This window comes from Proteus terrae, assembly GCF_003144325.1.
In the GTDB taxonomy this organism is placed as follows: Bacteria; Pseudomonadota; Gammaproteobacteria; order Enterobacterales; family Enterobacteriaceae; genus Proteus; species Proteus terrae.
The window spans coordinates 1-22,194 of sequence record NZ_PENS01000027.1; the positions used below are offsets into that span (position 1 = coordinate 1).

Genomic DNA, 22,194 nt, shown 5'->3' on the forward strand with positions numbered 1-22,194 from the left:
GCCAGTTGCAATATGAGCAGCTAGAAAGATAACTACGACGCATCCTTAGCTCAGCTGGATAGAGTACTCGGCTACGAACCGAGCGGTCGGAGGTTCGAATCCTCCAGGATGCACCATCTTTTATTAGATATCTTAGTTTAATTATTTCTAGCAAAAACGTCAGACCTGCATCCTTAGCTCAGCTGGATAGAGTACTCGGCTACGAACCGAGCGGTCGGAGGTTCGAATCCTCCAGGATGCACCATATTAAAAGCCTCGCTAATTGCGGGGCTTTTTGCTTTCTAGCGTTCTCTTATTTTTCATCATATTACGTCTTTGTGTAGCACCAACTAATAATGCTAACATCATCTAATCAGCGACAATTTAGTGACTTTGCGATAAAGTAACTCCTATCTATTTACTAACATCAATCAACGCGGGAGGTCACCTTTGATCCCGGACGTATCAAAAGCGCTTTCTTGGTTGGAAGCACACCCTAAAGTTTTATGTGGAATCCACCGTGGTATAGAGCGTGAAACCTTAAGAGTTACGCCAGAAGGTAATTTAGCATCAACAGAGCATCCTATTTCATTAGGTAAATCATTAACTCATAAATGGATCACAACTGATTTTGCTGAGTCTCTATTAGAGTTTATTACACCTGTTGATGACAACATTGCACATACCTTGCATTTTTTAGGTGATTTACATCGCTATACAGCACGTCACTTAGATAATGAACGTATGTGGCCTATGAGTATGCCTTGCTTTATTGAAGCGGAAGATAAGATTACGCTGGCTCAATTTGGCACATCTAATGTTGGGCGTTTTAAAACACTCTACCGTGAAGGGCTTAAAAATCGTTATGGCGCATTAATGCAAACTATTTCAGGTGTGCATTACAACTTCTCATTGCCTATCGAGTTTTGGCAAGCATGGGCAAATGTAAAAGATGAAGAGAGTGGGAAAGAGGCGATTTCAGACGGTTACTTGCGCCTTATTCGTAACTACTATCGCTTTGGCTGGATCATTCCATTCTTCTTTGGTGCATCACCAGCAATTTGTGGATCTTTCTTGAGAGGAAGAGAAACGAATCTACCATTTGAAAGCACGCCTAAAGGCGCGAAGTATTTACCTTATGCAACTTCATTACGTTTAAGTGATTTAGGATATACCAATAAATCTCAAAGCGATTTAGATATCACCTTTAATCATCTTGAAACTTATGTCAAAGGGCTGAAAAAAGCGATTCATAAGCCTTCTGAAGAGTTTGCTAAATTAGGTGTTAAGAAAGACGGTGAGTATATTCAGTTAAACACCAATGTGTTACAAATTGAAAATGAACTATATGCACCTATTCGTCCTAAGCGTGTAGTTAAAGGTGATGAATCACCTTCTGATGCATTATTACGTGGTGGTATTGAATATATCGAGGTTCGCTCACTTGATATCAATCCATTTACGCCAATTGGTGTTGATGAAACTCAAATTCGCTTCCTTGATTTATTCCTGATCTGGTGTGTATTAGCTGATGCTCCAGAGATGAGTGCCTCTGAATTAGCGTGCTGCCGTTCAAATTGGAATAACGTTATTCTAGAAGGGCGTAAGCCGGGTCAAGTTATTGGAATGGGTTGTGGCGAAAGAAAAGAGCCACTAGCGCAAGTTGGTAAAGCCTTATTTGCAGATTTAGAACGTGTTGCTAACGTTCTTGATTGCTGTTCAGGCACTAAATATATGGAAGTTTGCGTTAAGTTAGAAGAAATGTTTGATAATCCTGAATTAACCTTCTCTGGCAGACTTTTAGATAAAATTAAAACACAAGGTATTAGTGGTTTTGGTTTATCTTTAGCTGAAGAATATTACCAAGAATTAATTAAAACACCTTATGAAACGTTAACTGATGAAGCTTTTGATCATGAGAGAATTTCATCCATAAAACGTCAAGAAGAGTTAGAAAAGAGTGATACCATTTCTTTTGATGAGTATTTGAAGATCCATGCGGGGACAAATACCGATAACGTGGCTTCCTAAACTTAGATAGAAAAAAGCCACACTAAGATTTGTGTGGCTAAAAAATTCTATAGAGAAATAGGGATGATAACAATTTGCGCGTATTCATTACTAAGACCTGGCTACTTGCAGAAAGTTTCATTTTTTCTTAAAAATATTTAAATTTTTCTTAGGAGGTTTTTTATGCCTTTATTGGATAGCTTTACTGTTGACCATACTCGTATGTCAGCACCTGCTGTACGCGTTGCTAAAACAATGAAAACGCCATCAGGTGATACCATCACGGTATTTGATTTACGTTTTACTGTGCCTAATAAAAAAGCCATGCCTGAGAAAGGAATTCATACATTAGAGCATCTGTTCGCTGGATTTATGCGTAACCATCTTAATGGTAATGGTGTTGAGATAATTGATATTTCTCCAATGGGATGCCGTACAGGCTTCTACATGAGCTTAATTGGGCAACCTGAAGAGCAACGTGTAGCCAATGCATGGAAAGCAGCAATGGAAGATGTTCTGAAAGTAAAAGATCAAAACCATATCCCAGAGCTGAACGTGTACCAATGTGGTACCTATGAAATGCATTCACTAACAGAAGCTCAAGATATTGCACGCGATATTTTATCTCATAGCATTGGCATTAATCATAACGATGAATTAGCACTGCCTGAAGAGACTTTAAAAGAGCTGCATATCTAAGTGATAGTCAATTAATGACGTTAGGGGACAATAGATCAGACAATTCGCATTCTGATTTATTGTCTCTTTTTTATTTCTATCTCCTTTATTATTTTTCTTTTCTCTACTCCATTGTTTTATTTTCTTATCTTCTTATATTGTTAGCACAGTAATGGATTAAATTTATGCTTAATACACGGAGTACACTTCTGTTATGGAAAATCACAAATTCTCATCACCTAAATTAGTGTTAGAGTTTTTTGTTCGAGAATTTTATTTTGTAGGCAAAGGCACATTACGTACTCAATTTCCTAAAGATGCCTTTTTCTATCAGGGGCGTTCTAAAGCACTTGAATATCGTTACTTAGAACGAGTTCACAAAAAGTATGTTAAACGCACTCAGTGCGAACTAGAGTTTATTATCAAGCCTGATTCGTTACTGTTCTCGTCCGAACTCAATCCTGAATTATTTGCTAAGATCACTAAACCACAAACAAACACCATAATGAAAATAAGTGGTGATTATCTTTATAAAGAAAAAGATGAAGAGCAATATCGTTGGTATTTTCAACAAGATGGAATTAAAACAAACAGTTATAGCGGTGAGAATTCACAGTTAAAATATGAAAATATTCGTAGCTTAGCTCCTCATCATTTTAATATTGAAGCGATAAACGATGAGGGGGCGCTTATTACTAATTTTCCGCGCAAGTCCCTTTCTCTTACTTTGAATAAAGGAGAGACGGCATGTTTTATTTGTAGGCGTGAAGAGTATGGCGCTGATTATTTTTATCAGCCCGCATTAAATTTAGTTATGTGGGTCAAGAATCATGGTTTTTATTCTGATTATCAACAATTAAAGCCAACAAAACTAATGCAAGAGCAAGCAATAGAGCCTTTCTATATGAAACCCGCCAGAGAGTTTGATTTTCGTAATAGCAAGTTACGATTTGAATTAGGATAAACAGTAAAAAATAGCGCCTTAAAAGGCGCTTATTTTGTATTTACTAATGATGTGGGATTGAAAGGTGGCGAATTAACGCCTTTTTGATGACGTTATCCTGAACTTCAAGTATCTCAAATTCATAGTCACTCACTTTTATTTTATTACCGACAACAGGTAAGTCACCTAGCTCTTCAATAATGACACCATTGATTGTTCGAGCTTCATCTTCAGGTAAATGCCAACCAAAAGCTTTATTGATATCTCGAATATTTGTTGTGCCATCAACTAATAATGAGCCATCTTTTTGAGGGATAACTTCTTCTGCTAAAGAAGGGGACATCGAGGTAGTAAAGTCACCTACGATCTCTTCAAGGATATCTTCAACGGTTACTAAACCTTGAATTTCACCATATTCATCAACCACAACACCCGCTTTTTCATTATTACGTTGGAAGTTGACGAGTTGCAGGTTTAACGGTGTGCTTTCTGGAATAAAATAGATTTTATCGGCAGCTTTCATCAGAATTTGTTTGGTAAACTCTTTTTTCTCAGTCATTAAGCGATAAGCTTCTCGTACTCGCAACATACCAATCGCATCGTCAAGAGTATCACGATAAAGCACAATTCGACCGTGAGGAGAATGAGTTAACTGTCTTACGATAGATTTCCACTCGTCATTGACATCGATACCAAAAATTTCATTTCTTGGCACCATAATATCGCCAATCGTCACTTTTTCTAAATCTAAAATCGATAGCAACATATTCTGATTTCTTTGCGAAAGCTTTGATTTAGATTCATTAACGATAGTTCTTAACTCTTCTTTTGATACCGCATTTCCCTGTATTACAGGGGATTTAATACCAAAAATACGCATCAGTATTAATGTGATTTTATTAAAAAACCAAACAATAGGTAGCATCAGTTTTTGCAAAGGAGAGAGAATAATGCTACTTGGATAAGCAACACGCTCTGGATAAAGTGCCGCAATTGATTTTGGAAGCACTTCAGCAAAAATAAGGATAACAAAGGTCAGCACACCGGTGGATATTGCTACACCAGCATCACCGTATAAACGCATACCAACAATGGTAGCTAGTGCAGACGCAACAATATTAATCAGATTATTGCCAATCAATACTAAACTAATCAATCTGTCAGGACGTTGTAATAATTTTTCCACACGTTTTGCAGAGCGGTTTCCTTGTTTTGCTGCATGACGAAGACGATAGCGATTAATCGTCATCATACTGGTTTCAGTCCCGGAAAAATAAGCTGAGGCAATAATCATACATACAAGTATGATAATGAGCGTAGTTGTCGACACATGCTCCAAAATTGAGATCCTTTTGCTACCCTAAAATAGAAAATTAATTAAGCACTAACTCTTGTAATAAACGATTACCAAAAAAAGCTAATGTTAAAATAATAGCGCCAATCAAATTAAAGATAATGACTTTCTTTCCTCTCCATCCTTCTCGGAAATGTCCCCATAATAAAATGATGTAAACAAACCAAGCAATGATAGAGAAAATAGATTTATGGATATTTTCTTTACCAAAAATATTATCCATATACACCAAACCAGTACATAAGGTCAGTGTCAGTAATACCACACCCACTTGTGTGATATGAAACATTTTACGCTCAATTGACATTAATGGTGGCATTTGAGGTGAGAATTTTAGTTTCTTATTTTTTAGTTGATAGTCAAGCCAACTAAGTTGTAAAGCATATAAAGCGGCAATTAACAGTGTGGCATAGCTTAATAAAGCCAATCCAATATGAATAAAGAGTGATGTGCTACTTTCAAGATGTGTAACAAATTCACCCGGCATCAATGCTGCAATAACAAGATTGACTATTGCGAAACAATAAACAATAGGCAGTAAGAACCATGCTCGGCCACGAGAAGCCACAATCGTCATAATAACGCAGACCATCAGACTAACAATTGCACCTAGATTGGTGAGTGAAAGGTTCTGTCCGCTGTGAGGACGGAAAATTAAAAATTTTAATGAAATGGCATGTGCAATCAGTGCAATTACCGCAAATAGTAGAGCTAATCCGCGGTATCCATTCTGCTCTTTTCGTAACAGACCGGGCAAAAACAGCACCAGACTGAGTAAATAAGCGCAGACAGCGACGATAGAGATTGATATAACGGGCATAGTTTCGCTTACATATATTGTTTGAATAACTTCCTAGTATAGCGCTAGGAGCATACGGCTCCAACTATTGAAGTCATTAAGCTTAAATCTCTATGCAGAGATCCGCGAGTCATCGTGATATAATCGGTGGCATACATGACCGATAAGCCCAACTTTAACACTGAGCTAAGATAATGTTTGAGAATTTAAGTGACAGACTATCGCGCACATTGCGCAATATAAGCGGTCGAGGAAGACTGACCGAAGAAAACATTAAAGAGACACTACGTGAAGTACGTATGGCTTTATTAGAAGCCGACGTTGCCTTACCTGTGGTCCGTGATTTTATCGCGCGCGTCAAAGAGAGCGCTGTAGGGCATGAAGTTAACAAAAGCCTGACACCGGGTCAGGAGTTTGTGAAGATTGTTCAAAATGAACTCGTCAATGCGATGGGGGAAGTGAATACTGACCTTGATCTATCAGCACAACCGCCAGCTGTTGTATTAATGGCAGGTTTACAAGGTGCCGGTAAAACGACCAGTGTCGCAAAATTAGGTAAATTCTTAAAAGAGAAAAAGAAGAAAAAAGTTCTTGTTGTTTCTGCTGACGTTTATCGCCCAGCAGCGATTAAACAGCTTGAAACGTTAGCCGAAACGGTTGGCATTGATTTCTTCCCTTCTACTGTTCAAGAAAATCCAGTCACAATTGCAAGTAATGCATTAAAACATGCACAACTTCAATTCTATGATGTATTGCTGGTGGATACAGCAGGTCGTTTACACGTAGATGAAGGCATGATGGAAGAGATCCAACTTCTCCATAAAGCCATTAATCCAGTTGAAACTCTGTTTGTTGTTGACGCCATGACGGGGCAAGATGCGGCAAATACAGCAAAAGCATTTAATGAAGCATTGCCATTAACAGGGGTTGTATTAACCAAAGTTGATGGTGATGCGCGCGGTGGTGCGGCATTATCAATCCGCCATATCACCGGTAAGCCAATTAAATTCCTCGGTGTTGGGGAAAAAACAGAAGCCTTAGAACCTTTCCACCCAGATCGTATCGCCTCTCGTATTTTGGGAATGGGTGATGTTCTGTCTTTGATTGAAGACATTGAAAGCAAAGTTGATAGAGCTCAGGCTGAAAAGCTAGCGACAAAACTTAAAAAAGGTGATGGCTTTGATCTAAATGATTTCTTAGATCAATTAAAGCAAATGAAGAACATGGGCGGCATGGCGAGTATGTTAAGCAAAATGCCGGGTATGTCTCAGGTGCCAGATGCAGTAAAATCACAAATGGATGATTCAATTTTAGTGAAAATGGAAGCGATTATTAATTCCATGACTAAAAAAGAACGTCAAAAACCGGAAATCATCAAAGGTTCCAGAAAACGCCGTATTGCAGCGGGGTCAGGAACACAAGTGCAAGACGTCAACCGTTTGTTAAAGCAGTTTGATGATATGCAACGTATGATGAAAAAAATGAAAAAAGGTGGCATGGCTAAGATGATGCGTAGCATGAAAGGTATGATGCCACCTGGATTTCCAGGCCGATAAAATCAAAAAACCTGAAAAAAAACGTGCTTTGGATTGCTTTTTTCGCCAAAGTGAGTAAACTTTTCGGGCTTTTTATATGACAACCGGACTCCGTTCCTCGATGGCGTCTGGTTGTTTTATTAACTAATGAGGATGTTATGGTAACAATTCGTTTAGCTCGTGGCGGCGCAAAAAAGCGTCCGTTTTATCAAGTAGTAGTAACCGATAGCCGCAATGCGCGTGATGGTCGTTTCATTGAGCGTGTAGGCTTTTATAACCCACTGGCAACCGGTAATGCAGAAGAATTACGTTTAGACGTAGACCGTGTTGAACATTGGGTTGCTCAAGGCGCAACAGTTTCAGAACGTGTTGCTGGCCTGATCAAATCAGCGAAGAAAAGCGCTTAATCTGTCGCGGTGGTAACAATGAGCGAACAAAAAACCTTAAAAGAGCCTGTAGAACCTATTGTTATGGGTAAGTTGGGTTCACCTTACGGGATCCGTGGTTGGCTCAGAGTTTTTTCCTCCACCGAACACGCCGAAAACATTTTTGAATATCAACCGTGGTTTATTCAGCGTCATGGACAGTGGGAAACCATTGAAATTGAAAGTTGGAAACATCACAACCAAGATATTATCGTCAAGCTAAAAGGTATTGATGACAGAGATGCGGCTAATTTCCTGACTAATTTTGAAATTGTCGTTAATAGTTCGCAACTTCCAGAACTTGAAGGTGAATATTACTGGAAAGATCTGATGGGTTGCTATGTAGAAACGGATAAAGGCTACGATCTAGGTGTCGTTACAGACATGATGGAAACGGGCTCAAATGATGTCATGGTAATTAAAGCGAATCTGAAAGATGCGTTCGGTATCGGGGAACGGTTAGTTCCGTTTCTTGATGGGCAGGTTATCAAGAAAGTCGATCTCTCAGCGAAAAAAATTATCGTTGATTGGGATCCTGGTTTTTAGATTATCCGGTTAACGGTTCTCAATAGTGGGACACAAAAATGTGGATTGGGGTAATTAGCCTATTTCCAGAAATGTTCCGCTCTATAACCGAGTACGGGGTGACTGGTCGGGCAGTGAAGCATGGTCTGCTCAATGTAGAATGTTGGAATCCCCGAGATTTTACATACGACAGACACAATACCGTTGATGATCGTCCTTATGGCGGTGGTCCCGGTATGTTGATGATGGTTCAACCTTTAAGAGAAGCCATTCATCAAGCGAAAGCTGCGGCAGGTGATGGAGCAAAGGTGATTTATTTATCACCTCAGGGACGCAAACTCGATCAACAAGGAGTTTGTGAACTGGCTACGAATGAGAAACTAATTCTAGTTTGTGGTCGGTATGAAGGTATAGACGAGCGTGTCATTCAGACTGAAATCGATGAAGAGTGGTCTGTAGGTGATTACGTATTAAGTGGTGGGGAATTACCTGCCATGATAATGATAGATGCAGTAGCGCGCTTTGTACCGGGTGTTCTCGGACACGCAGCCTCTGCGAAAGAAGATTCTTTTGCTGACGGTTTACTGGATCATCCTCACTATACTCGCCCAGAGGTTTTAGATGGTATGGAAGTTCCGGCAGTTTTACTGTCAGGCAACCATGCTCATATTAATCGCTGGCGCATGAAACAATCACTGGGTCGAACCTGGCTAAGAAGACCTGAGCTTCTGGAAAGCCTAGCTCTGACTGACGAGCAAAGAGTGCTGTTAACAGAGTTCCAACGGGAACATCTGTCAGGAACAGCAGAGTAAGTCTGACACAAGATGTCATTAATATCAGTTTACCTAGGGTAAGAGAGTTATTATGAGCAATATTATTAAACAAATCGAACAAGAACAGATGAAGCAAGATGTTCCTTCATTCCGTCCTGGTGACACTTTAGAAGTTAAAGTATGGGTTGTTGAAGGTTCTAAAAAACGTCTGCAGGCATTCGAGGGCGTGGTTATCGCTATCCGTAACCGCGGTCTGCACTCTGCATTCACTGTTCGTAAAATTTCTAATGGCGAAGGTGTTGAGCGTGTATTCCAAACTCACTCTCCAGTCGTAGATAGCATCACTGTTAAACGTCGTGGTGCGGTTCGTCAAGCTAAACTGTACTACCTGCGTGAGCGTTCAGGTAAGGCTGCTCGTATCAAAGAGCGTCTTAACGCTAAATAATACGCTTTCGCACATCCGAAAGTTATTGTTAAAAGGTCAGCATTTGCTGACCTTTTTTTATATCCCTTATATTAAAAAATATTGTTTATTAGTTTTTTCTCTTTTACTTTTTATATCCCCATCTTATTTATTCTTCTTATGTCGAGATTCATTAAAAGACAGGGTGTGAATTTTTATTTACATATTTGAGTTTTAATTTAATCCTCATCACGTTATTTTTATCTCGTTTTATATTTGTAACTAGCTGTTATTTATAATTTATTTGTATTGAAGATTATCACTGTAAAGATTGGATTACAATGATGTCAAATTTATTGAAAATATGGATTGATTTCTTTACATTGCATGTTATCTTATCTTTCAGACACACAAAAAATCACAATGACAGATATAAAAAAGGTAAAGATTATGATCATGCAAAAAGACGCACTCAATAATGTGAATATCAGCGAAGAGCTGGTTTTAATTACTCCAGAAGAGTTAAAACAAAAATACCCATTGAGTCGCAATGATCTGCATGCCATTGCTCAGTCACGTCAAACAATTTCTGAAATTGTTCAACGCCGTGATCCTCGCTTACTCGTGGTATGTGGGCCTTGTTCTATTCATGATGTCGATGTTGCGTTAGATTACGCAAAACGTCTGAAAGTCTTAGCGTCTGAATTAAGTGATAGTCTGTACATTGTGATGCGTGTCTACTTTGAAAAACCTCGTACAACCGTTGGCTGGAAAGGCTTAATTAGCGATCCATTTATGGATGGTAGCTTTGAAATGGAAAAAGGGCTACATATTGCCCGTAAGTTGCTGACCGAACTAGTACAATTAGGCCTGCCTCTGGCAACTGAAGCGTTAGATCCAAATAATCCACAATACTTAGGTGATTTATTTAGTTGGTCTGCGATTGGTGCTAGAACTACTGAATCTCAAACTCACCGTGAAATGGCATCAGGGCTTTCAATGCCAGTTGGATTTAAAAACGGAACAGATGGTAATTTAGATACCGCAATTAACGCGATGAAAGCGGCTTCTATGCCACACCGTTTTATGGGAATTAATCAATCAGGACAAGTTTGCTTATTACAAACACAAGGTAACCCTGATGGTCATGTGATTTTACGTGGTGGTAAAACACCAAACTACCATGAAGAAGATGTTGCTCAATGCGAAGCCCAAATGGTAAAAGCAGGATTAAAACCATCATTAATGATTGATTGTAGTCATGGTAACTCTAACAAAGATTTCCGTCGTCAAACGGCAGTGGTTGATTCAGTGATTGAGCAAATCACTAAAGGTAATGAATCTATCACTGGTATTATGTTAGAAAGCCATATTAATGAAGGCAATCAATCATCAGAGCAATCGCGTAGTGAAATGAAATACGGTGTCTCAGTAACAGATGCATGTATTAGTTGGGAAACAACAGAGTCAGTGTTAAGAAATTTACATGCTCAACTTTCTCCGATTTTGGCTCAGCGTGAAGCACAGTTAAAAAAAGTTAGTTAAGTTAGATAATCATAAAGAAAAAAGAGGCAAGCATAGATGGCTGAAGAATTACAAGGTTTGCGTGAGCAAATTGATCAGGTAGATAAATCACTGCTTTCTTTACTCGCAAAAAGAATGCAACTGGTAGCTGAAGTGGGTGAAGTTAAAAATCGCCACGGCTTACCGATTTATGCACCTGATAGAGAAGCCTCTATGCTTGCTTCTCGTCGTAATGATGCACAAAAGATGGGAATTTCCCCAGATTTAATTGAAGATGTATTACGTCGAGTAATGCGAGAATCCTATACTAAAGAGAATGATAAAGGATTTAAAACTCTTAACCCTCAACTTGGTAAAATCGTTATTGTGGGAGGAAATGGGAAAATGGGTAAACTATTTTCTCGTTTGTTTATACTCTCTGGTTATCAAGTTGAAAGCTTAGAAGCGGATGAATGGCAAACTAAGTCGCCAGCTATTTTTGATGATGTAGGAATGGTGATTATCAGTGTGCCTATTCATTTAACTGTTGAGGTTATTGAAAAACTTCCTGTATTACCTGAAAACTGTTTACTTGTAGATCTTGCTTCTATTAAAAAAGCCCCTCTAGAGGCGATGTTAAAAGCGCATAATGGGCCTGTTTTAGGTCTTCATCCAATGTTTGGCCCTGATGTACCTAGCTTAGCAAAGCAGGTTGTGGCATACAGTGAAGGACGAAACCATACTTCATTTGAATGGTTGTTAGAGCAATTAATGGTATGGGGAGCAAGAATTGAGGCTATTGCGCCAGAAGAACATGATAAAAACATGAGTTTTATTCAAGCTCTTCGACATTTTACTACTTTTGCTTATGGCCAGCATTTAGCAAAAGAAAAAGTTGATTTGGCAAGTTTACTGCGACTCTCATCACCTATTTATCGCTTAGAATTGGCAATGATAGGGCGCTTATTTGCTCAGGACCCACAACTGTATGCTGATATTATTTTGTCATCAAAAGAGAATATTGAATTAATTCGTAGATATCATCACTCATTAGGTCAAGCTATCGATCTATTAGATATAAATGCAAAGGGTGAGTTTATCCATTCATTTAATAACGTGAGTGATTGGTTTGGTGATTATGCTTCTCAATTTATGAAAGAGAGTGGTGTATTATTACAAAAAGCGAATGATAGCCGAATCTAGTTAAATTATTTGTTATATAAAAGGCCGAGCAATAAATAAATTGTTCGGCCTTTTTATTTTATTAATTACTCCATTTTTAGCTTATCGCCACTCATCATCACAAGGTGGCCAAACACAACCACTAGGATCTGAAGTATTACTATTACTTTGAGAATATTCATTTATTGATGCTCTATTTTCTTTTACTTCTTCATAAAAATGAGCGCTTGCATAACTAGTGAATAAAAATGAGAGTATTAGTATATATTTTTTATTCATAAAAGTTCCTTTTTAAATAATATGTTATAAGTCAATAGTCTTTGGGATCAGGACAAGGACTTACTGTGCAACGACTCAAATTTGATTGAGACGTTAATGAATAAGCGTAATAACTCTCTTGTGATTGAACTTCATCTACGTTATTAGTAAAAAATAGACTTAAAATCAGTATGATAAAAGTATTCATATTATCTCCCTATCATTTCAAAAATTTAATAATAGATAAAAACCACCTATTTTTATTCAGAAAATAAAAGTAGAGAAATATAAATATACATTTAAAAACAATGGGATAAATATCTAATTTTATCAATAGACTAATCCATCTTATATTTATTGTTATTTAATTGTTATTGTTGGGTTTAATTAAAGAATAATTAATGTTCGATATTGTCTTTTTATTAAAAGTTATTTGTTGATGAGATCTTAAAACTGAATGAAATTAAAAGGTATTATGAAAACTATAACAATGATCAAAAAAATGACTATAACAAATATCGTAAATTATATTTTATAAACTCTTTTTTTTGCAAGAAGTGCTAAAAACTCAATTGTATTATTTTTTATTTATATTCCGACGTGTTTTTCAAGGGGTAATTTATGGATTTTTTAATACAACTCGCCATTATATTAGTGTGTCTATTTTATGGGGCAAGGAAAGGGGGAATTGCATTAGGTCTATTAGGTGGTGTAGGTCTGGTTATTTTGGTTTTCATTTTTAAACTCCCTCCGGGAAAACCACCTGTTGATGTAATGTTAGTTATTATTGCCGTTGTCTCTGCATCAGCAACATTACAAGCATCTGGTGGGTTAGATGTTATGTTGCAAATAGCAGAAAAGTTATTACGTAAAAATCCAAAATATATTTCTATTGTTGCACCACTCGTAACTTGTACTCTTACAATATTATGTGGTACTGGACACGTTGTTTATACCATATTGCCAATTATTTATGACGTGTCGATTAAAAATAATATTCGCCCTGAAAGACCAATGGCGGCAAGTACAATTGGCTCTCAAATGGGAATTATTGCTAGCCCAGTTTCCGTTGCCGTTGTTACATTAGTCGCAATGCTCGGCGATGTAACTTTTAATGGTAAACACCTTGAGTTTTTAGATTTATTAGCAATTACTATTCCTTCCACTTTTATTGGTATTTTAGCCATTGGTATCTTTAGCTGGTTTAGAGGAAAAGACTTAGATAAAGATCAACGCTTCCAAGAATTTGTTTCAGTACCTGAAAACCATGATTATGTTTATGGTGATACAGCAACACTTCTAGATAAAAAGCTCCCAATGAAAAACTGGGTAGCAATGTGGATATTTTTAGGTGCAATTGCTGTTGTTGCAATATTAGGTGCTTTCTCTGAAATACGTCCTGTATTTAATGGTAAACCATTATCTATGGTACTTGTTATTCAGATGTTTATGTTATTGGCTGGCGCATCAATTATCATTATTTGTAAAACCAACCCTTCTCTTATTTCTAAAAATGAAGTATTCCGTTCAGGGATGATAGCAATTGTTGCTGTGTATGGTATTGCTTGGATGGCAGAGACAATGTTCTCTGCGCATATGAAAGAAATAGAAGCAGCATTGGGGCAATTAGTACGAGAATACCCTTGGGCATATGCGGTTGTCTTATTATTAGTATCTAAGTTTGTTAACTCTCAAGCGGCGGCTTTGGCTGCGATTGTTCCTTTAGCATTGGGTATTGGTGTTGATCCTGCATATATTATTGCATCGGCACCAGCTTGCTATGGTTATTATATTCTGCCAACTTATCCTAGTGACTTAGCTGCAATTCAATTTGACCGTTCTGGTACAACTCGAATAGGGCGTTTTGTTATTAACCACAGCTTTATTTTACCGGGATTAATTGGTGTAACAGTTTCCTGTGTCTTTGGCTGGGTATTTGCTGCGATGTATGGTTTCTTATAATTAACGTTAAATAAGAACGTAAAAGAAAAGCCAGATAGTTATATGCTATCTGGCTTTTATCTTTGTATGAGGTTATTTCACTTCAACAGGCACAACATTTTCTGAAGGGTAACAGCCTAATATTTTTAATGAGCGTGTTGTTTGTGATAAATCGTGTAAGGCTTTTTGCATATTGATATCACGTAAATTTGCTTGAACATCAATATAAAACATTTCTTCCCAAGGAGTACCATTAATAGGACGCGACTCGAGTTTTGTCATAATAATGTCGTATTTTTTTAAAATCATTAATGCATCAACTAATGCACCCGCTTGTTGTCCTGTTGCCATTAAGAAGGTTGTTTTAGCAGGAACTTGGTCTGAAACATCAATCGCTTTTCGCGCAATAACAATAAAGCGAGTTACGTTTATTTGCTGGTTTGCTAAATTATTGGCTAAGGGTTTTAAACCATAAAGAGAGCCACCGGCTTCACTACCAATAGCAGCAACGAGTGGCGATTGTGCAAGAGCTACTTTTTCCATTGCAGCTGCTGTGCTTTCGCAATATTCAATCTTCCAGTTTGGATACTGGTTTAAATAATGACTACATTGTTGGAAGGGTTGAGGGTGACTATAAATCGTTTGCAATTCTTCTGGACTGCTATCAACACTCGTTAAAAGCGCATGATTAATAGGGATGCGAATTTCCCCAACAATAGAGATTGATGTTGTTTGCAGTAAATCGTAAACATCATTAATTGCACCAGAGCTGGTATTTTCAATTGGCAGTAAACCGTAATCAGCTTGGCCGGTATCGACAAGTGTAAAAATGTCGTCAAATTTCTGACAAGCACAATCAACGAAAGTATCAAAATGGCGAGCTGCATATTGACGAGCGGCAATATGTGAATAAGAGCCTTTAGGCCCTAAATAAGCAATTCTAGCTGACTCATTAGGTGTTGCATTAAGATGTTGTTGTAGGATGGCTTGTTGCGTTAAGACAGAGTCTTCAATGATCATTTGAAAAATACGACTAATATAAAAACCATCTAGCCCAACGTTTTTTCCTTTCTCAATTAATAAATCAAGTAATTCACGCTCACGATTTTTATCTCTAATAGGGCGATGTGTATTCAATTTAAATTGAGCGACATCAGCAGATAATTGGCGTCTGTTTGCTAACAACGTTAGTAATTCTGAATCTAACGTCGTGATTTTATCTCTGATTGCTAATAAATCGAGTTTTTCCATGTTTAAGCCCTATACCGTTATATCATACCATCATAAATAAAAAAGCCTCCAGTTGGAGGCTATTGTCGTTCTTACTTTTCTTTCTGAAATGACAAAGCCTCTTAATGAAAGAGTAAAAAGAAAAAGAAGAAAGGCAAATGTGAATGTTTGTTCATTATATTGATTGGTAAATTATTTAACATATAGCTATCAAACATGATGATGTGAAAGGAGTCAAGAAAAATACAATAAAAAGCGCATCACGAGGATGCGCAGAGGCGTTTTGAGTCAGTGATTTATTCTAATTTTTAATCTTGCTTTACTATTTACATTTCATCGACAAGTAAATTCTCTTCTTTCAGGCTGTTATCAGCTCGACGAGATTCGTTTTTATGCTGAACTTTGTTTAATTGACGTTCAAGTTTTGCGAGTAAGTCATTAATTGCAACATACATATCGGCGTGTTGTGCATTAGCGACCAGTTGCCCATTTGGTATATGAATGCTGGCATCAACACTAAAACCTTTAGGATCTTTTGTAAGAATAATATGAGGATTGATTAAATTCACCTGCCATTTATTGAGTTTAGTTAGACGGCTTTCAATGTGTTCACGTAGTGCTGGGGTAATTTCCATTTGTTTGCTAGTAATATTTATAATCATATAGTTACCTCTTTATTACTCCGCCTTCGATAACTTCAGAATATCGTGATACACAATTTAAAACATGATCAAAATCACTTTTTGTTAGATGTATGTGTAACTAGTAATAGAAACGTGACAAATGATAAATAGCTGAAAAAGACCGCTTGTTAAGTTGCATTTATTCAGTCATATTAGAAAGGTTGGGCTGATGAAAAGTAAAGATAATTTAGCTAGAAAAGAATAAAAAAACAGCAGCGATAAGCTGCTGTTTTTGATGGTGATATTTTAGTTAGGTTGGATTTGCTGCGATCAATGAAGCTACTTTTTCAGCTTCTTGTGTCAGACCTAATTCTTTATAAGCGTTTTCCATGTAGACAAGCGCATCACGTGTGGCTTGTGTATCAGGATAATCACGCATCATTTGCTCTACTCTATTAATAACCGCGACATAAGCTCCTCGTTTAGTATAGAATTTCGCAACAGAAAGCTCATACTTCGCTAAACGGTTTTTAAGAAAGACTAGGCGTTTGGTTGCATCGGCGACATAAAGGCTGTCTGGATAGTAACGAACTAATTGACTAAAATCTTTAAATGCTACGATTGCATGTTGAGGATCACGGTCTGAACGATCAATACCAAAGAATCCTTGTAATGCACTATCATCTAATGCTTGAGCTGTTAAGCCACGCATATAAAGAACATAGTCGATATTAGGATGGGTTGGGTTTAATCGCATAAAACGGTCGATTGCAGAAATCGCCATTGGTAGTTCTGCTGATTTATAATAAGCATAAATCAGATCGAGTTGAACTTGTTGCGAGTAAGGACCAAAAGGATAGCGATTATCGAGAGACTCTAATTGTTTGATAGCCGCTCCATAATTGCCATCTAGCAATTTTTCCTGACTGGTTGAGTAAAGCTCAGAAGGCGACATATTGGCAGTAGCGTCTTTGTCTGAACTCGAACAGCCAGCAAGTAACAGGCTTACAGTGGCCGCTGCCACCAGGTATTTAATGCGTCTCATCACGTATTGATTATCCTCTGAATAGGTTTGGGGAGTCTCTCCGTGAAGCTCCCCTGAAATCGGTTACACTATAACTCATTTTAAATGAAACGGCTGTGCCGTCAAAACACTAACTTAATTAATAGAAAATTATTTATGTCTCAACAAATACGACTTAATGCTACAGTCGCAGATTCACAGCTGGGTCAACGCTTAGATCAAGCTTTGGCCGAAATGTTCCCTGATTATTCAAGATCTCGTATAAAAGAGTGGATCTTAGACAATAGAGTGCAGGTTAACGATAAAATCATCAATAAGCCAAAAGAAAAAATGCTTGGCGGTGAAAAAATTGAAGTCGATGCCTTAATTGAAGAGGAAGTTCGCTGGGAGCCTCAGAATATTCCGTTAAATATCGTCTATGAAGATGATGATATTTTAGTTATCAATAAGCCAAGAGATCTCGTTGTACATCCTGGTGCTGGTAACCCAGATGGCACCGTATTAAATGCATTACTTTATCGCTATCCAGAGATTGCTAATGTACCTCGTGCGGGTATTGTCCACCGATTGGATAAAGATACAACAGGTTTAATGGTTGTTGCAAAAACTGTTCCTGCTCAAACGCATTTAGTAGAAGCTTTACAACGTCGTGAAATCACCCGTGAGTATGAAGCGGTTGCAACAGGAAGAATGACGGCAGGTGGATTAGTGAATGAACCTATTTCTCGACATCCAACTAAACGTACTCATATGGCTGTGCACCCAATGGGTAAACCAGCAGTAACACATTATCGTGTAATGGAGCATTTCCGTGCTCATACACGTTTGCGTTTACGTTTAGAAACAGGCCGTACTCACCAAATTCGTGTTCATATGGCTCATATTCACCATGCGTTAATTGGTGATCAGCTTTATGCAGGAAGACCCCGTCCTTTAAAAGGGGCTTCAGATGAGTTACGTGAAACGTTACGTTTATTTGATAGACAAGCTCTACACGCAACGATGCTACGTCTTTATCATCCAATAACGGGTATTGAAATGGAATGGCATGCACCATTACCTGATGATATGGTTAAGCTTATCGATGTGCTAAAAGCTGACGTTGAACAATTTAAAGATGAAATGGATTGGTAAATGACTTCATTGATTTTTCCAGATTGGCCACAACCTGAAAATATTGGGTCTTGTAGTACCTTGAGAGAAGGAGGGATTAGTTTGCCACCTTATAATAGCCTCAACTTAGGTACTCATGTTGGTGATAAATTGTCTGATGTTGAAGAAAATAGACGCAGACTGTGTCAACAAGCTCAATTGCCTGAAATGCCACTATGGCTCGAACAAGTTCATGGCACACATGTTGTTACACTAAATACTGAGAAAAATAATGAAGTACAAGGTGATGCCCTTTACACCTCTACTGAAAAAAAAGTTTGTGCAATTATGACGGCAGATTGTTTGCCTGTCCTTTTTACAACTATTGATGGAACAGAAGTTGGCGCAGCTCATGGTGGGTGGCGAGGGCTTTGCCACGGTGTATTACAAAATACACTTGCGCATTTTAAAGCACCTAAAGATCAAATTATGGCATGGTTAGGTCCTGCAATTGGACCAACCGCTTTTGAGGTCGGTGCAGAAGTTCGGTTGGCGTTTATCGAAAAAAATATTGCCTTTGAGCCTGCTTTTATTCCCCACAATGGTAAATACTTAGCTAATATTTATATGTTAGCGAGAATAATCTTACAGGAAAGTGGAGTAACTCAGATTTATGGTGGTGATTTTTGTACTGTAACTGATCCATCGCGTTTTTTCTCTTATAGGCGAGAGCATATAACAGGGCGAATGGCATCATTAATCTGGATTAAATAAACTTCCTCTCAATGTTTTTCTCACTTATCTCAAATATTGATAAATATTTTTGCTCAAAATTTTTATTTTGAGCTTGAATATTGTCAAAATGACCTCATCTATTCTCCAGTTACGAATTTTACTTTAAATTTTACTTGGAGGTGTTATGCGTCTGGATAAATTAACCAATAAATTCCAGCAAGCTCTCGCAGACGCCCAGTCATTGGCACTTGGGAACGATAATCAATTTATAGAACCCATACATTTACTGAGTGCGTTATTTAATCAACAAGGTGGCTCAATTCGCCCTTTATTAACATCTGTAGGTGTTAATGCATCGCAATTTAACGAGCGGATTAATGATGCTTTGTCTCGATTACCTAAAGTCGAAGGTGCTGGTGGAGAGGTTCATCCCTCAAATGATTTAATTAAGCACCTTAATTTGTGCGATAAATTGGCACAGAAAAAAGGTGATGAATTTATTTCATCAGAGCTCTTTCTTTTAGCTGCTATGGAAACCGGTGGTCAAGTTGCTGACATGCTAAAAGCAGCCGGAGCGAATAAAGCAAGTCTTGAGATAGCGATTGAAAAAATACGTGGTGGAGAAACAGTGAACGATCAAAATGCAGAAGATCAACGTCAGGCATTGAAAAAATATACTGTGGATTTAACGGAAAGAGCAGAACAAGGCAAACTCGATCCTGTCATTGGTCGTGATGAAGAAATAAGAAGAACTATTCAAGTTCTACAGCGCCGTACTAAAAATAACCCTGTACTTATTGGTGAACCGGGGGTAGGTAAAACGGCAATAGTTGAAGGTTTAGCTCAACGTATTGTTAATGGTGAAGTCCCCGAAGGTTTAAAAAATAAACGTGTACTTTCTTTGGATATGGGCTCGTTATTAGCTGGTGCTAAATATCGTGGTGAATTTGAAGAGCGTTTAAAAGCCGTTTTAAATGATTTATCTAAACAGGAAGGTAGCGTTATTCTGTTTATTGATGAATTACACACAATGGTTGGCGCAGGTAAAGCCGATGGCGCTATGGATGCGGGAAATATGTTAAAGCCTGCATTAGCTCGCGGTGAGTTGCATTGTGTGGGGGCAACAACACTTGATGAATATCGTCAATACATTGAAAAAGATGCGGCATTAGAGCGTCGTTTCCAAAAAGTGTATGTGGCAGAGCCAACAGTAGAAGACACAATCGCTATTTTGCGTGGTCTGAAAGAACGTTATGAGCTTCATCATCATGTTCAAATTACCGATCCTGCGATTGTTGCCGCAGCGACTTTATCTCATCGCTATATTTCTGACCGTATGTTGCCAGATAAAGCGATTGACTTAATTGATGAAGCGGGTGCAAGCCTACGTATGCAAATGGATTCAAAACCAGAAGCATTAGATAGACTTGATAGACGTATTATTCAGCTTAAACTTGAGCAACAAGCACTGCAAAAAGAGTCTGATGATGCAAGTAAAAAACGTTTAGAAATGCTAAATGAAGAACTTGCTGAAAAAGAGAAAGAATATTCTGTTTTAGAAGAAGAGTGGAAAGCAGAAAAAGCGGAGCTTACGGGTACTCAGCATATTAAGTCTGAATTAGAGCAAGCACGTATTGCATTAGAACAAGCTCGCCGTAGTGGTGATTTAGCTAAAATGTCAGAGATCCAATATGGACAAATTCCGACATTAGAAAAACAGCTTGCCGAAGCTAATAAAGCTGAAGATAAGCATATGAAGCTGTTACGCAATAAAGTCACTGATGCTGAAATTGCTGAGATCTTAGCGCGTTGGACTGGTATTCCTGTATCTAGAATGCTAGAGGGGGAACGTGAAAAACTGCTAAGAATGGAACAAGAATTACATAGACGTGTTATTGGCCAGGCTGAGGCTGTAAGTGCAGTATCTAATGCTATCCGTCGTAGTCGTGCTGGATTATCTGATCCTAATCGCCCAATAGGTTCGTTCTTATTCTTAGGACCAACAGGGGTTGGTAAGACTGAGTTGTGTAAAGCACTAGCGAACTTCTTGTTTGATAGTGATGATGCAATGGTTCGTATCGATATGTCTGAGTTTATGGAAAAACACTCCGTTTCTCGTTTAGTAGGGGCGCCTCCAGGATATGTTGGTTACGAAGAAGGTGGATACTTAACAGAAGCCGTTCGTCGTCGCCCTTATTCAGTCATCTTATTAGATGAAGTTGAAAAAGCGCATCCAGATGTATTCAATATCTTATTACAAGTATTGGATGATGGTCGTTTAACGGATGGACAAGGTAGAACTGTCGATTTTCGTAATACAGTTGTGATTATGACATCGAACTTAGGGTCTGATTTAATTCAAGAACGTTTCGGGACAATTGATTACCCTGAAATGAAAACTATTGTGATGGATGTTGTTGGTCATCATTTCAGACCAGAGTTTATTAACCGTATTGATGAAGTTGTGGTATTCCACCCATTAGGTAAAGAAAATATTGCTGCGATTGCACAAATTCAGTTGCGTCGTTTATACCAGCGTTTAGAAGAACGTGGTTATCACGTTACAATTACAGGCGCTGCATTAGAGAAATTGAGCGAAGTTGGATTCGACCCAATTTATGGTGCTCGTCCATTGAAACGAGCTATCCAGCAAGAGGTTGAAAACCCATTAGCTCAAGATATCTTGTCTGGCAAATTATTACCGGGTAAAGAGATTATCTTAGATTTAGATGACAATAAGATAATTGCAAAACAGTAATAGAGCTTCTTTTCTATTGATTCTGATAAAGAAGAGATGCCATTAAATTGAAAAAGAGGCTTATATAAGCCTCTTTTTTTATGTTTTATGTCTTAATGAGGGAGAATAAAGATAATCTACAAATAGTGTTTTTTATATTTGAAACTTTTTTAGGCAAAGGTTGTCTATTATTTACACTAAAAAGAGCGATTTGATTACTAAGTGCGCTGTCGGAAAGTTTTTTTAAAATAATACTTGTCAGATTCAGAAAACTCCCTATAATGCGCCCTCGTTGTCACGGCAAACCACGCTAAGTGAGTTAGCCGAGAGAACCAAGAAAAAAAGTGAAAAGCCTTGAAAATAAACGCTTGACACCAAATGAGGAAGATGTAGAATGCACCTCCTCGCAACAACGCAGAAGACCGGAAACGGCAGCGAATGTTGC

At 38.0% G+C, this 22,194-nt stretch carries 21 protein-coding genes, 2 tRNA genes and 1 other annotated feature; of the genes, 16 read left to right on the forward strand and 7 right to left on the reverse strand.

Annotation, left to right across the window (positions count from 1 at the left end):
* Window positions 1-39: 39 nt before the first annotated feature.
* From DK857_RS18705 to DK857_RS18725, 5 genes are all read left to right on the forward strand, one after another.
* Window positions 40-116, forward strand: a tRNA-Arg gene (locus tag DK857_RS18705).
* Window positions 117-167: 51 nt separating this feature from the next.
* Window positions 168-244: transfer RNA gene (locus DK857_RS18710), tRNA-Arg, on the forward strand.
* Window positions 245-429: 185 nt separating this feature from the next.
* Window positions 430-2,010 carry a glutamate--cysteine ligase gene (gene gshA / locus DK857_RS18715; protein ID WP_109395266.1) on the forward strand — a complete coding sequence of 527 codons (1,581 nt, stop codon included), beginning with the start codon at window positions 430-432 and terminating at the stop codon, window positions 2,008-2,010.
* Window positions 2,011-2,172: 162 nt separating this feature from the next.
* Window positions 2,173-2,688 carry an S-ribosylhomocysteine lyase gene (gene luxS / locus DK857_RS18720; RefSeq protein ID WP_006534759.1) on the forward strand — a complete coding sequence of 172 codons (516 nt, stop codon included), beginning with the start codon at window positions 2,173-2,175 and terminating at the stop codon, window positions 2,686-2,688.
* Window positions 2,689-2,881: 193 nt separating this feature from the next.
* Window positions 2,882-3,631, forward strand: a complete 750-nt coding sequence (locus DK857_RS18725; protein ID WP_109402951.1) for a hypothetical protein — start codon at window positions 2,882-2,884, stop codon at window positions 3,629-3,631.
* A 43-nt stretch (window positions 3,632-3,674) separates the two neighbouring features.
* Here the strand turns inward: DK857_RS18725 and DK857_RS18730 are convergent, their stop codons facing one another.
* The gene (locus tag DK857_RS18730; protein WP_109395264.1) at window positions 3,675-4,949 is read right to left on the reverse strand and encodes an HlyC/CorC family transporter; all 1,275 of its coding nucleotides are present in this window, start codon (window positions 4,947-4,949) and stop codon (window positions 3,675-3,677) included.
* A gap of 34 nt (window positions 4,950-4,983) precedes the next feature.
* On the reverse strand, window positions 4,984-5,784 hold the full coding sequence (locus DK857_RS18735; RefSeq protein WP_069367097.1) for a cytochrome C assembly family protein: 801 nt from the start codon (window positions 5,782-5,784) through the stop codon (window positions 4,984-4,986).
* A 173-nt stretch (window positions 5,785-5,957) separates the two neighbouring features.
* Between DK857_RS18735 and ffh the strand changes: the two genes are divergently transcribed.
* The 7 genes from ffh to tyrA all read left to right on the forward strand — a co-directional run bounded on the left by ffh (window position 5,958) and on the right by tyrA (window position 12,130).
* Entirely contained in the window at window positions 5,958-7,319 is a 1,362-nt protein-coding gene (ffh, locus tag DK857_RS18740; protein ID WP_023580979.1) for a signal recognition particle protein, read from the forward strand.
* Window positions 7,320-7,456: 137 nt separating this feature from the next.
* Window positions 7,457-7,705 carry a 30S ribosomal protein S16 gene (gene rpsP / locus DK857_RS18745; RefSeq protein WP_004244772.1) on the forward strand — a complete coding sequence of 83 codons (249 nt, stop codon included), beginning with the start codon at window positions 7,457-7,459 and terminating at the stop codon, window positions 7,703-7,705.
* Between the two features lie 18 nt (window positions 7,706-7,723).
* Entirely contained in the window at window positions 7,724-8,269 is a 546-nt protein-coding gene (gene rimM / locus DK857_RS18750; RefSeq protein WP_109402952.1) for a ribosome maturation factor RimM, read from the forward strand.
* Between the two features lie 38 nt (window positions 8,270-8,307).
* Window positions 8,308-9,060: a tRNA (guanosine(37)-N1)-methyltransferase TrmD gene (gene trmD, locus DK857_RS18755; protein WP_109395262.1), complete on the forward strand. Its 753-nt coding sequence runs from the start codon at window positions 8,308-8,310 to the stop codon at window positions 9,058-9,060.
* Window positions 9,061-9,112: 52 nt separating this feature from the next.
* On the forward strand, window positions 9,113-9,466 hold the full coding sequence (rplS, locus tag DK857_RS18760) for a 50S ribosomal protein L19 (RefSeq protein WP_023580978.1): 354 nt from the start codon (window positions 9,113-9,115) through the stop codon (window positions 9,464-9,466).
* Between the two features lie 408 nt (window positions 9,467-9,874).
* The gene (locus DK857_RS18765) at window positions 9,875-10,969 is read left to right on the forward strand and encodes a 3-deoxy-7-phosphoheptulonate synthase (protein WP_075672419.1); all 1,095 of its coding nucleotides are present in this window, start codon (window positions 9,875-9,877) and stop codon (window positions 10,967-10,969) included.
* 36 nt (window positions 10,970-11,005) lie between these two features.
* Window positions 11,006-12,130 carry a bifunctional chorismate mutase/prephenate dehydrogenase gene (gene tyrA, locus DK857_RS18770; RefSeq protein ID WP_109402953.1) on the forward strand — a complete coding sequence of 375 codons (1,125 nt, stop codon included), beginning with the start codon at window positions 11,006-11,008 and terminating at the stop codon, window positions 12,128-12,130.
* Window positions 12,131-12,211: 81 nt separating this feature from the next.
* Here tyrA and DK857_RS19290 read toward each other — a convergent pair whose 3' ends face one another.
* Window positions 12,212-12,388, reverse strand: a complete 177-nt coding sequence (locus DK857_RS19290) for a hypothetical protein (RefSeq protein ID WP_167394852.1) — start codon at window positions 12,386-12,388, stop codon at window positions 12,212-12,214.
* 31 nt (window positions 12,389-12,419) lie between these two features.
* Window positions 12,420-12,575, reverse strand: a complete 156-nt coding sequence (locus DK857_RS19295; protein ID WP_167394853.1) for a hypothetical protein — start codon at window positions 12,573-12,575, stop codon at window positions 12,420-12,422.
* Window positions 12,576-12,988: 413 nt separating this feature from the next.
* Here DK857_RS19295 and DK857_RS18775 point away from each other — a divergent pair, with 413 nt between their 5' ends.
* Entirely contained in the window at window positions 12,989-14,329 is a 1,341-nt protein-coding gene (locus DK857_RS18775; RefSeq protein WP_075672423.1) for an anaerobic C4-dicarboxylate transporter, read from the forward strand.
* Between the two features lie 72 nt (window positions 14,330-14,401).
* On the opposite strand, the gene pheA is transcribed toward DK857_RS18775, so the two are convergent.
* The 3 genes from pheA to bamD all read right to left on the reverse strand — a co-directional run bounded on the left by pheA (window position 14,402) and on the right by bamD (window position 17,206).
* On the reverse strand, window positions 14,402-15,559 hold the full coding sequence (pheA, locus tag DK857_RS18780) for a bifunctional chorismate mutase/prephenate dehydratase (RefSeq protein ID WP_109395260.1): 1,158 nt from the start codon (window positions 15,557-15,559) through the stop codon (window positions 14,402-14,404).
* 35 nt (window positions 15,560-15,594) lie between these two features.
* Window positions 15,595-15,709 (reverse strand) — a sequence feature (Phe leader region).
* 155 nt (window positions 15,710-15,864) lie between these two features.
* Window positions 15,865-16,200 carry a ribosome-associated translation inhibitor RaiA gene (gene raiA / locus DK857_RS18785; RefSeq protein ID WP_109395259.1) on the reverse strand — a complete coding sequence of 112 codons (336 nt, stop codon included), beginning with the start codon at window positions 16,198-16,200 and terminating at the stop codon, window positions 15,865-15,867.
* Between the two features lie 271 nt (window positions 16,201-16,471).
* Window positions 16,472-17,206: an outer membrane protein assembly factor BamD gene (bamD, locus tag DK857_RS18790; RefSeq protein WP_109395258.1), complete on the reverse strand. Its 735-nt coding sequence runs from the start codon at window positions 17,204-17,206 to the stop codon at window positions 16,472-16,474.
* 135 nt (window positions 17,207-17,341) lie between these two features.
* Between bamD and rluD the strand changes: the two genes are divergently transcribed.
* From rluD to clpB, 3 genes are all read left to right on the forward strand, one after another.
* On the forward strand, window positions 17,342-18,319 hold the full coding sequence (gene rluD, locus DK857_RS18795) for a 23S rRNA pseudouridine(1911/1915/1917) synthase RluD (RefSeq protein WP_075672439.1): 978 nt from the start codon (window positions 17,342-17,344) through the stop codon (window positions 18,317-18,319).
* Window positions 18,320-19,051 carry a purine nucleoside phosphorylase YfiH gene (gene yfiH / locus DK857_RS18800; RefSeq protein WP_109402954.1) on the forward strand — a complete coding sequence of 244 codons (732 nt, stop codon included), beginning with the start codon at window positions 18,320-18,322 and terminating at the stop codon, window positions 19,049-19,051. It abuts the gene before it with no gap.
* 145 nt (window positions 19,052-19,196) lie between these two features.
* Window positions 19,197-21,770, forward strand: coding sequence for an ATP-dependent chaperone ClpB (clpB, locus tag DK857_RS18805; protein ID WP_075672443.1), 2,574 nt, complete (start codon window positions 19,197-19,199; stop codon window positions 21,768-21,770).
* Window positions 21,771-22,194: the final 424 nt, after the last annotated feature.